This window comes from Pseudomonas sp. NPDC089569, assembly GCF_050280625.1.
Classification (GTDB): domain Bacteria; phylum Pseudomonadota; class Gammaproteobacteria; order Pseudomonadales; family Pseudomonadaceae; genus Aquipseudomonas.
Map to the genome: position 1 here is coordinate 1 of NZ_JBNNVQ010000143.1, position 11,641 is coordinate 11,641.

The 11,641-nt window shown below is 58.2% G+C and carries 10 protein-coding genes; 1 reads left to right on the plus strand and 9 read right to left on the minus strand.

Features of this window, described 5'->3' with window-relative positions:
* Positions 1 to 17 precede the first annotated feature (17 nt).
* The 5 genes from tpiA to rlmE form a co-directional block, all read right to left on the minus strand.
* Positions 18 to 812 (minus strand): triose-phosphate isomerase, encoded by a 795-nt coding sequence (gene tpiA / locus ACQKP2_RS29900; protein WP_427581923.1) that lies wholly within the window; start codon positions 810 to 812, stop codon positions 18 to 20.
* Between the two features lie 66 nt (positions 813 to 878).
* Positions 879 to 2,216, minus strand: coding sequence for a phosphoglucosamine mutase (gene glmM / locus ACQKP2_RS29905; RefSeq protein WP_427581924.1), 1,338 nt, complete (start codon positions 2,214 to 2,216; stop codon positions 879 to 881).
* A gap of 16 nt (positions 2,217 to 2,232) precedes the next feature.
* Entirely contained in the window at positions 2,233 to 3,084 is an 852-nt protein-coding gene (folP, locus tag ACQKP2_RS29910; protein WP_427581926.1) for a dihydropteroate synthase, read from the minus strand.
* A gap of 8 nt (positions 3,085 to 3,092) precedes the next feature.
* Positions 3,093 to 5,003, minus strand: coding sequence for an ATP-dependent zinc metalloprotease FtsH (gene ftsH / locus ACQKP2_RS29915; protein ID WP_427581936.1), 1,911 nt, complete (start codon positions 5,001 to 5,003; stop codon positions 3,093 to 3,095).
* 201 nt (positions 5,004 to 5,204) lie between these two features.
* Complete coding sequence (gene rlmE / locus ACQKP2_RS29920; RefSeq protein ID WP_427581928.1) at positions 5,205 to 5,834, minus strand: 23S rRNA (uridine(2552)-2'-O)-methyltransferase RlmE; 630 nt, start codon at positions 5,832 to 5,834, stop codon at positions 5,205 to 5,207.
* A gap of 101 nt (positions 5,835 to 5,935) precedes the next feature.
* On the opposite strand from rlmE, the gene ACQKP2_RS29925 reads away from it, so the two are divergent.
* Positions 5,936 to 6,244: a YhbY family RNA-binding protein gene (locus tag ACQKP2_RS29925; protein WP_427581930.1), complete on the plus strand. Its 309-nt coding sequence runs from the start codon at positions 5,936 to 5,938 to the stop codon at positions 6,242 to 6,244.
* Positions 6,245 to 6,253: 9 nt separating this feature from the next.
* Here ACQKP2_RS29925 and ACQKP2_RS29930 read toward each other — a convergent pair whose 3' ends face one another.
* The 4 genes from ACQKP2_RS29930 to carA all read right to left on the minus strand — a co-directional run bounded on the left by ACQKP2_RS29930 (position 6,254) and on the right by carA (position 11,621).
* Positions 6,254 to 6,658 (minus strand): MFS transporter, encoded by a 405-nt coding sequence (locus ACQKP2_RS29930; RefSeq protein ID WP_427581932.1) that lies wholly within the window; start codon positions 6,656 to 6,658, stop codon positions 6,254 to 6,256.
* Positions 6,659 to 6,686: 28 nt separating this feature from the next.
* A complete protein-coding gene (gene greA, locus ACQKP2_RS29935) occupies positions 6,687 to 7,163 on the minus strand; it encodes a transcription elongation factor GreA (protein WP_427581937.1) in 477 nt (158 codons plus the stop codon).
* Positions 7,164 to 7,165: 2 nt separating this feature from the next.
* A complete protein-coding gene (gene carB, locus ACQKP2_RS29940) occupies positions 7,166 to 10,387 on the minus strand; it encodes a carbamoyl-phosphate synthase large subunit (protein ID WP_427581934.1) in 3,222 nt (1,073 codons plus the stop codon).
* A gap of 118 nt (positions 10,388 to 10,505) precedes the next feature.
* A complete protein-coding gene (gene carA, locus ACQKP2_RS29945; RefSeq protein ID WP_427581939.1) occupies positions 10,506 to 11,621 on the minus strand; it encodes a glutamine-hydrolyzing carbamoyl-phosphate synthase small subunit in 1,116 nt (371 codons plus the stop codon).
* Positions 11,622 to 11,641 lie beyond the last annotated feature (20 nt).

The following is an 11,641-nucleotide window of genomic DNA, read 5'->3' on the forward strand; positions in this document are numbered from 1 at the left end:
GGATACCTGGTTCTCAGTTACTCGTTATTCCAGTTGATTGCTCCTGTCTTGGTGGGAGAGTTTCCCGCGGCGCGACAAATCGCACCGAACTCATCTGCATTCAGGGAAGCCCCGCCAATGAGACCCCCATCGATATCCGGCATGCCGAACAGTTCGACCGCATTGGCCGCCTTGACGCTGCCGCCGTATAGAAGCCGCACACCCTGTGCAACCTCGGAACTCTCTGCCGCCAACTGCGCCCGGATGGCCGCATGCACATCCTGAGCCTGTTGCGGCGAAGCAGTCAGCCCGGTACCAATGGCCCAGACCGGCTCGTAAGCGATAACCGCCCTTGCAAAAGCACCGACACCCAGCTCCTCAATGATACTGCCCAGCTGACGCGAGACAACCTCAAGAGTTTTTCCAGCTTCACGTTGCTCCAGGGTTTCCCCTACACACAACACCGGAATCAAGCCACATGCCTGAGCCGCTGCGAACTTGCGATTCAACACACCGTCCTGCTCACCCAATATCAGGCGGCGTTCGGAGTGCCCGACAAGCACCAGGGAACAACCTGCATCCACTAACTGACTCGGCGCAATTTCACCGGTCAATGCACCTTGCATGGATTCCACAGCAGAATTCTGCGCGCCAACCGAAATCGACTTTCCTTTCAAACCATCAATCACTTGATTGATATGCAAGCAAGGTGGGAATACCGCTACATCAACACCGCTCGGCAAGGCCAATTGGCTCAGGCCATTGATCAGCTCAGCGACGCTGGCGCGGGTACCGTGCATCTTCCAGTTACCAGCTACCATAGGGCGACGCATGCTTTACCTCGTCGGTCAAAGTGGGCGCAGATGTTACCCAACACAATCATGACTGGCAAGCTGTAATCAGGCAGAAACTTCAGTTACCAGTTTTGCGAGCTCTTCAGCGTAACCACGAACCAGTGTTTCGTCTTCGCCTTCGACCATAACGCGCACCAGCGGCTCCGTTCCTGATTTGCGCAACAGCACACGCCCGCGCCCCGCCATCGCCTTGGTGACACGCTCACTGGCTTCCTTGACCGACGGATGATCGATGGGGTTTGCACCGCCACCGAAGCGAACGTTGATCAATACCTGAGGGCATTTGCGCAATGCCTGGCGAGCCTGCGCCAGACTTTCAGAACGGGCACTCAATGCCATCAGCACTTGCAGTGCCGCGATGATCGCATCACCGGTTGTGGTGTGGTTGAAGCACACGATATGACCCGAGTTTTCACCACCCACCAGCCAGTTGCGCTCCAGCAGGTCGGCGATGACATAACGGTCGCCAACATTGGCGCGGACAAAAGGAATAGCAAGGTCTGCCAGGGCAAGCTCCAGCCCCAGGTTGCTCATCAGCGTGCCGACCACGCCGCCCTGCAGCATGCCCCGCTCATGCAGGTCCCGGGCGATGATGAACAACAGATCGTCACCATCGACGATGGCGCCGGTGTGATCGACCATCAGAACGCGATCGCCATCACCGTCAAACGCGATACCCAGGTCAGCGTGCTCGACCAGAACGGCAGCCTGCAGCTGCCCCATGTGCGTCGAACCGCAATTATCGTTGATATTCAGGCCATTCGGCTGCGCGGACAGGACGACAACATCAGCCCCCAGCTCACGAAAAACGCTCGGCGCCACCTTGTATGTCGCACCGTGAGCGCAGTCGATAACGATCTTCAGCCCGGCAAAGCTGGTACCGGTCGGTACGCTGCTCTTGCAGAACTCGATGTAACGACCGGAGGCATCATTGATTCGTGACACCTTGCCGATCTTGCTCGACTCAACCACGGTCATCGGGGTGTCGAGCAACTCTTCGATCATGTGCTCCAGCTCATCCGGAAGCTTGGTGCCCTTGCCGGAAAAGAACTTGATGCCGTTATCATCATGAGGGTTGTGCGAGGCGCTGATCACGATACCGGCTTCAGCGTGAAAGGTTCGCGTCAGGTAGGCGATTGCCGGAGTTGGCATCGGCCCCAGGAGCATGACATCGGCACCCGCGGAAGTGAGTCCGGCCTCCAGCGCCGACTCGAACATGTACCCGGAAATCCTCGTATCCTTGCCGACGAGCACCTTGCAAGCACCCATTTTGCGGAAAGCCATACCGGCCGCCCAGCCAAGCTTGAGCATGAAATCAGGAGTAATCGGATACTCGCCGACCCGACCACGAATACCGTCGGTGCCAAAATATTTCTTAGTCATAAGTACTCCATCATTCTTATTCGGCTGATTCCACAGCGGCGATCATTCTCACCACATCGACCGTTTCGGCAACATCATGGACGCGCAAGATACGAGCCCCTTTGTGCGAAGCCAGCGCCGCGAGGGCCAGCCCGCCGTACAGGCGCTCATTTACCGGGCGACCCAACGCCAGCCCTATCATGCTCTTGCGCGAAACCCCGACCAGCAAGGGGCGGCCAAGGGCATGCAAGGCATCCATATGCTTGAACAAGCTTAGATTGTGCTGCAGTGTTTTCGCGAAGCCAAAACCCGGATCGAGAATGATCCGCTGCGCTGCAATTCCCGCCGCTGCGCATTGCTCCATCCGCTCGACAAGAAACTCACTCACTTCCTTCGTAACGTCCTGGTACTGCGGATTATCCTGCATGTCGCCCGGCTCACCGAGCATATGCATCAGACAGACCGGTAACCCCGTGGCCGCCGCAGCATCCAGCGCGCCATCGCGGCGCAATGAACGCACATCATTGATCAACCCGGCTCCCAGTCGCGCGGTTTCGCGCATCACGGCCGGCGTGGAAGTGTCTACAGAGATGATCACATCCAGTTCGCGATGAATCCGCTCGACAATCGGCGCGACGCGCTCAAGCTCTTCCAGCGGCGAAACCGCCCTTGCACCTGGCCGCGTCGACTCTCCACCGACATCAATCAGTGTTGCGCCCGCCGCCACCATGCCTTCGGCGTGCCGCAATGCCGCATCGAGCTGACTGTATCGGCCGCCATCGGAAAAAGAATCGGGAGTGATGTTGAGAATGCCCATGACATGCGTCTGGGCCAAATCAAGAACCCGGCCGCCGCAAGGCAACCGGGTCGAGGACTGAACAGAAGTCATTTCAAACCTTAAACGTCAGCAGCCGGACCGCCGATAGGTGTTTGCGGACGCTCGTCCTGTACAGCTGGAGGCGTTCCGGAAGTCCCGGTACCACCCGACCAGTCGCGAGGCTCGCGAGGAACGCGCCCCGCCATGATGTCGTCAATCTGCTCGGCATCGATCGTCTCGTACTTCATCAGGGCATCTGCCATGGCGTCGAGCTTGTCACGGTTATCCGTGAGAATTTGCTTCGCTGTGCCGTAGCATTGATCAATGATGCTGCGAACTTCGGAGTCGATCAATTTGGCCGTCTCACCGGAGAAGCTTGCATTCTGGCCACCACCGCCACGCCCCAGGAACACTTCACCCTCTTCTTCGGCGTACATCAGCGGACCGAGCTTCTCCGAAAGCCCCCACTTGGTCACCATATTCCGTGCGATCTGGCTGGCACGCATGATGTCGTTGGATGCACCGGTGGTGACACCATCGAAGCCCAGGGTCATCTCTTCAGCAATACGACCACCGTACAGCGAGCAGATCTGACTGATCAATGCACGCTTGGACAGGCTGTAGCGGTCCTCTTCCGGCAGGAACATGGTGACACCCAGCGCTCGACCGCGCGGGATGATCGACACCTTGTACACCGGATCATGCTCAGGCACGACACGCCCGACGATAGCGTGACCTGCTTCGTGGTAGGCCGTGTTCTGCTTTTCCTTTTCGGACATGACCATGGTTTTGCGCTCGGCACCCATCATGATCTTGTCTTTGGCCAGTTCGAATTCTTTCATTTCGACGATTCGCTTGCCGGCGCGAGCGGCGAACAACGACGCCTCGTTCACCAGGTTGGCAAGATCGGCACCGGAAAAGCCAGGTGTACCACGAGCAATGACAGCCGGAGCGACATCATCCCCCATGGGCACCTTGCGCATGTGAACCTTGAGAATCTGCTCGCGACCACGAATATCCGGCAGCCCGACCACAACCTGGCGGTCAAAGCGGCCTGGACGCAGCAGCGCCGGGTCAAGTACGTCAGGACGGTTGGTCGCCGCAATCACGATGATGCCGTCATTCATTTCGAAGCCGTCCATCTCTACCAGCAATTGGTTGAGAGTCTGCTCACGTTCGTCGTGACCACCGCCCATGCCGGCGCCACGGTGGCGACCGACGGCGTCGATTTCGTCGATGAAGATGATGCATGGCGCGTGCTTCTTGGCCTGCTCGAACATATCGCGAACACGGCTGGCACCTACACCGACAAACATTTCAACGAAATCGGAACCGGAAATGGTGAAGAACGGTACTTTGGCTTCACCGGCAATTGCCTTGGCGAGCAAGGTCTTACCGGTACCCGGTGGGCCGACCATCAGCACGCCGCGAGGGATACGACCGCCCAGGCGCTGGAACTTGCCCGGATCGCGCAAAAACTCGACCAACTCGCCGACTTCTTCCTTGGCCTCGTCACAACCGGCAACGTCAGCCAAGGTGGTTTTTACCTGGTCCTCGGAGAGCAGGCGCGCCTTGCTCTTGCCAAAGCTCATCGGGCCGCCTTTACCGCCTGCGCCTCCCTGCATCTGCCGCATGAAGAACATGAATACGGCAATGATCACGAGGATCGGGAAACTGGCGACAAGGAGCTGAGTCCAGATACTCTGCTGTTCAGGCTGCTTGCCTTCGACCACGACGTGGTTATCCACGAGGTCGCCGATCAGGCCGTTATCCTGGATGGCCGGACGAATGGTCTTGAAGCTATCGCCATCATTGCGCTTGCCGGTAATCACGTAGCCATCAACCGCCACGCGCTCGACCTTGCCATCCTTGACCTGCTGGATGAAGTCGGAATAGTTGAGGGTCTGTGGCTCGTTAGGGCTGGAGAAGTTGTTCATCACCGTCACCAGGACAGCCGCGATGATCAACCACAGGATCAGATTCTTTGCCATATCGTTCAATTAACTACCCTCTGAAGCAAGCTCCGCTGTTGGCGCGCGCTTCGCATGATATTCACCGACCTAACTTACTACATTACCTACAACTTGGCAGGCGCCGTCTGTAACCCTTTGTGAAACACTTTCCACACAATATTCGCTTATGCACACAAGGCGAAATACGAAAAACCTATCACCCCGAAAAAAAACCTCGTTTCACTCACCATGGCCGCGATAGCCCCAAGCCAGCAGATATTGCTCGCGGGAGCTGTCACGGGAAGAGTCCGGCTTGATCATCTGGACCTTGTCGAATTTCTGACGAGCGTCCTTCAGATAAACATCGAACCCTTCACCCTGAAAGATCTTGATCAGGAAATTACCACCCGGTTTGAGTATCCGGGCCGCCAGATCAAGAGCCAGCTCGCAAAGAAACATGGCTTTTGGCATGTCCACGGCAGGTGTACCACTCATATTGGGGGCCATATCGGAAATCACAAGGTCCACCTGCGAATTACCCACCGCCTCAAGGATCCGAGCGAGCACTTCGTCCTGGGTGAAGTCACCCTGGATGAAAGTCACGTCCGGAATGCTGTCCATTTCCAGGATATCCGAGGCGATCAGACGCCCCTGGCCACCAATCAACCGGCTCGTAACCTGCGACCAGCCACCAGGCGCCGCCCCCAGATCGACAACGCTCATGCCCGGACGGATCAGCTTGTATTTCTCCTGGACCTCCAGAAGCTTGTAACTCGCGCGCGAGCGGTAGCCATCCTTCTGCGCCTGCTTCACATAGGGATCGTTAACATGTCGTTTCAGCCAACCAAGGCTTGTCTTGGAACGCGCCATTGGGCACCTCGATGATAAGGGTCGTGATTAATTGGGCGGATCCACGAACCCTCGGGTAAAATGGCCGCCATTTTACAGAATCCAGACGAAAGGGTCAGATTATGCCGCTCACTCAAGAGCAGAAGAAACAGTACAAAACCATTGGCCACCATCTCAAACCAGTATTGATTGTGGCTGATAACGGCTTGACTGAAGGTGTGCTAGCCGAGCTTGAACGCGCCTTGGCGGATCATGAGCTGATCAAGATCAAGCTCAATATCCTGGATCGCGAATCTCGCCTGGAGTCCATCGCAGAACTGTGCAAGGCCGGCAAGGCGGATCTGGTTCAGGTGATCGGCAAAATGGCACTGATTTATCGCAAGAACTTCAGTGTCAACAAACAGTTGTCGAACGTCCATCGCTTCAAATGATGGAAAGGGTCAAGGGTGTGCCTGGCGCACCCTGCCACCCCACCCCGGCACCGGCTGCAATACCAGCAAAAGCCCGGAAAACCCCAGAACAAGATAACTGAACAGCTGCCAGCGAGCAGTGTCCGGCCAGCCGATACGCACTGCGAAATACATCGCGCACGCAAGCATCGCCACCAGCAAAAGCTGTCCGCGAATATCCCGCCATAGGCTGGCGAGGCCCTCGGCCTGAACCAGCACCAAAACCTGAAAAATCAGACACGCTGCGGCAAATCCCACCATCAGCGCGTTCAACATGCCTGTAATTTCATCGATCAGCAGCGGCGCCAGGCCAATTCGCCCCAGCACCGGCAGCAGACCAATGTGCAACAACCACAAGCCGCCGACCCATAACATCTGGGTCAGCTGCCAAAGCATGGCGCCCGCCTTTAGCGGGCGCATACGTTCAGATGTGGCGAACTTCGACAATCTCGTACTCGATGACGCCACTCGGCGTCTTGACCGCCACCACATCACCCTCTTCCTTGGCAATCAAGGCACGGGCAATAGGCGAACCGACGGAAATCTTGCCGAGCTTGATGTCTGCCTCGTCCTCACCCACGATCTGGTAAGTCACGCTTTCATCCGTTTCGACGTTGGCGATTTCGACGGTCGTACCAAAAATCACCTTGCCGGTGTGAGGAATGGTCGTGACATCGATCACCACAGAGTTCTGCATCCGGCCTTCGATGTCGCGAATCCGCGCCTCGACCATGCCTTGCTCTTCACGAGCGGCATGGTACTCGGCGTTTTCCTTCAGGTCGCCCAACTCACGGGCTTCACCGATGGCCTGACTCAGGCGAGGCCGTTCAACCTTGCTCAGATGCGTCAGTTCCTCTTCCAGGGCGCGTGCGCCCTGAACGGTCATTGGGTACTTGGTTATGCTCATGCCTTCAATCCTGCGTGTAGATCCTGCAAGCGACGCACGGTCTTCTCGGGACCGAACTTCAGCGCCTCGCAGATTGCTTCGCCAGCAGCAATGGTCGTAGTGCAGTAAATCTTGTGCTGCAAAGCATTGCGACGAATGGAGTAAGAGTCGGCGATCGACTGGCGACCTTCGGTGGTATTGATGATCAGAGTGACCTCGTCATTCTTGATCATGTCGACCACATGTGGACGCCCCTCGGTCACCTTGTTCACACGGCGCACTTTCAGGCCGGCAGCTTCGATCAGCTTGGCGGTACCGGCAGTGGCAACCACCTCGAAGCCCAGGCTGATGAGATCACGAGCCACGCCCGCAACCAACGGCTTGTCGTCGTCACGAACACTGATGAATGCAGTACCACCGGTCGGCAGCACTTCGCTGGCACCCATCTGGGCCTTGGCGAATGCCTCACCAAAAGTGTCACCCACGCCCATCACTTCACCGGTCGACTTCATCTCTGGGCCGAGGATCGGGTCAACGCCAGGGAATTTGGCGAACGGGAACACCGCCTCTTTCACACTGTAGAAGTTCGGAATGATTTCCTTGGTGAAACCCAGCTCTTTCAGGGTTTTACCGGCCATCACACGCGCCGCGATCATCGCAAGGGACACGCCAATGCACTTGGACACGAACGGCACGGTACGGGAAGCACGCGGGTTGACCTCGATGACGTAGATGTCTTCGCCTTGCAGCGCCAACTGTACGTTCATCAGGCCGACCACGCCCAATTCCAGAGCCATTTTCTTGACCTGTTCGCGCATTTCATCCTGCAGGTGCGCAGGCAGCGAGTATGGCGGCAGCGAACACGCGGAGTCACCGGAGTGAACGCCGGCCTGCTCGATGTGCTGCATGATTGCGCCGATCACTACGTCCGTGCCGTCGCTGACCGCATCCACGTCCATTTCAATGGCGCAGTTGAGGAAGTGATCCAGCAGCACCGGGCTGTCGTTGGACACTTGCACCGCTTCACGCAGGTAACGCTTGAGTTCTTCTTCCTTGTAGACGATTTCCATCGCACGACCGCCCAATACATAGGATGGACGCACAACCAGCGGGTAGCCGATCTTCGCGGCGGCACGCACGGCTTCGTCTTCGCTGCGCACGGTGGCGTTCGGCGGCTGACGCAGGTTCAGGCGCTGGACCATCTGCTGGAAGCGCTCACGATCTTCGGCGCGGTCGATGGCGTCAGGGCTGGTACCGATGATCGGCACGCCGGCAGATTCCAGAGCGCGCGCCAGTTTCAGCGGGGTCTGGCCGCCGTACTGGACGATCACGCCTTTTGGCTTCTCGACGCGAACGATTTCCAGCACGTCTTCCAGGGTTACCGGCTCGAAGTACAGGCGATCGGAGGTGTCGTAGTCGGTGGAGACGGTTTCCGGGTTGCAGTTGACCATGATGGTCTCGTAGCCGTCATCGCGCAGGGCCAGTGCCGCGTGCACGCAGCAGTAGTCGAACTCGATGCCCTGGCCGATACGGTTAGGACCGCCACCCAGGATCATGATCTTGTCGCGACCCGAAGGCGCCGCTTCGCACTCTTCCTCGTACGTGGAGTAGAGGTAGGCAGTATCGGTGGCGAACTCGGCAGCGCAGGTGTCGACGCGCTTGTAGACAGGGAAGACTTCCAGCTTGTGACGGTGAGCACGCAGGCTCTTCTCGGTCACGCCCAGCAGCTTGGCCAGACGCTGATCGGAGAAGCCCTTGCGTTTGAGGCGGAACATCAGGTCTTTGTCGATGGCCGACAGTGCCAGGGTCTTGACCTTCTCCTCATCCTTGACCAGATCTTCGATCTGCACCAGGAACCAAGGGTCAATCATGTTCATGCCGAAGATTTCTTCAACGGTCATGCCGGCGCGGAAAGCGTCGGCCACGTACCAGATACGCTCGGCGCCCGGCACGGTCAGCTCACGCTTGAGCACGCTCATGCTTTCCGGGTTGCTCAGGTCGACTTTTTCATCCAGACCGCAAACACCCACTTCCAGACCGCGCAGGGCTTTCTGCAGGGATTCCTGGAAGGTACGGCCGATGGCCATGACTTCACCGACCGACTTCATCTGGGTGGTCAGGCGGGCGTCTGCCTTGGCGAATTTCTCGAAGGCAAAGCGAGGCAGCTTGGTGACAACGTAGTCGATGGACGGCTCGAAGGACGCCGGGGTCTTGCCGCCGGTGATGTCGTTCGACAACTCGTCCAGGGTGTAGCCCACAGCCAGCTTGGCTGCGACCTTGGCGATCGGGAAGCCGGTGGCTTTCGAAGCCAGCGCCGAGGAACGGGATACACGCGGGTTCATCTCGATCACGACCATGCGGCCAGTGTTCGGGCAGATACCGAACTGGACGTTGGAACCACCGGTTTCCACGCCGATCTCGCGCAGTACCGCCAACGAGGCGTTACGCAGGATCTGGTATTCCTTGTCGGTCAGGGTCTGGGCCGGCGCCACGGTGATCGAGTCACCGGTGTGCACGCCCATCGGGTCGAAGTTTTCGATGGAGCAGACGATGATGCAGTTGTCCTTTTTATCGCGGACAACTTCCATTTCGTATTCTTTCCAGCCAATCAACGATTCGTCGATCAGCAGTTCCTTGGTCGGCGACAGGTCCAGACCACGGGCGCAGATTTCTTCGAATTCTTCACGGTTGTAAGCGATGCCACCACCGGTGCCGCCCATGGTGAAGGACGGACGGATGATGCATGGGAAGCCCAGACGCTCAAGAACCGCGTTGGCTTCTTCCATACTGTGGGCGATGCCGGAGCGCGGGCATTCCAGGCCAATGGCCTTCATGGCCTTGTCGAAACGCGAGCGGTCCTCGGCCTTGTCGATGGTGTCGGCATTGGCACCGATCATCTCGACGCCGAATTTTTCCAGGACGCCTTCGCGCTCAAGGTCCAGGGCGCAGTTCAACGCCGTCTGGCCACCCATGGTTGGCAGCAGTGCATCCGGGCGCTCTTTTTCGATGATCTTGGCGACAGTCTGCCACTTGATCGGCTCGATGTAGGTGGCGTCCGCCATGGCCGGGTCGGTCATGATGGTGGCCGGGTTGGAGTTCACCAGGATGACGCGGTAACCCTCTTCGCGCAGGGCTTTACAGGCCTGGGCGCCGGAGTAGTCGAATTCGCAGGCCTGGCCGATCACGATCGGGCCAGCGCCGAGAATCAGGATGCTTTTAATGTCTGTACGTTTTGGCATGGGTTTGTCACTCAAATCCGCAGGTCAGTCGGCAAGCCGTCTTGTTCAATCTTTGAAGGCCTGAGGGGGCCGCCGGTAGCGGGGCCGCCCTCAAGCTTTGCTGCATCAGGGCCAGCGATCAGCGTCGCTTGGCCATCTCGTTGATGAAGCGATCGAACAGTGGCGCTACGTCGTTCGGGCCAGGGCTGGCTTCAGGGTGACCCTGGAAGCTGAAGGCACTCTTGTCGGTTCGCTCGATCCCTTGCAGGGTGCCGTCGAACAGCGACTTGTGGATCGCACGCACGTTGGCTGGCAGGGTCGCTTCGTCCACCGCAAAACCGTGGTTCTGGCTGGTGATCATCACAACGCCGGTATCCAGGTCCTGCACCGGGTGGTTGGCACCGTGGTGGCCGTGCCCCATTTTCAGGGTCTTGGCACCGGAGGCCAGCGCCAGCAGTTGGTGTCCGAGGCAGATACCGAATACCGGGATCTCGGTTTCCAGCACATCCTTGATCGCCTGGATCGCGTAGTCGCAAGGCTCCGGATCACCAGGGCCGTTGGACAGGAAGACGCCGTCCGGATTCATCGCCAGCACTTCAGCGGCCGGCGTTTGCGCTGGCACCACGGTCACGCGGCAGCCACGCTCAACCAGCATGCGCAGGATGTTTACCTTCACACCGTAGTCGTAGGCGACTACGTGATACGGCAGCTCGGATGCTTCGATGGTTGCATGGCTGTCGGTTTTCAATTCCCAGACAGTCGAGCGCCACTCGTAGGCGTCCTTGGTGCTGACCACTTTCGCCAGATCCATACCCTTCAGGCCAGGGAAGCCCTGGGCTGCAGCGATGGCTGCTTCTTCGGAAATGTTGTCACCGGCCATGATGCAGCCGTTCTGTGCGCCTTTTTCACGCAGGATGCGTGTCAGGCGACGCGTGTCGATACCGGCGATTGCCACGACGTTGTTGGCTTTCAGGTAGTCGGACAGGGACATCGTGTTACGCCAGTTGCTCGCAACCAGTGGCAGGTCACGGATAACCAGGCCAGCCGACCAGACGCGGTTCGACTCGGCGTCTTCCGGCGTGGTGCCGGTGTTGCCGATATGCGGGTAAGTCAGGGTAACGATCTGTTGGGCGTAGGAAGGATCGGTAAGGATTTCCTGATAGCCGGTCATTGCGGTGTTAAACACCACCTCACCATCCATGTCGGGGCGACCGACGGCGAGGAAGAAGCGCTGCCAGTGGCGGTCGGTGTAGATATTGACGCCCAGGTAGCCAT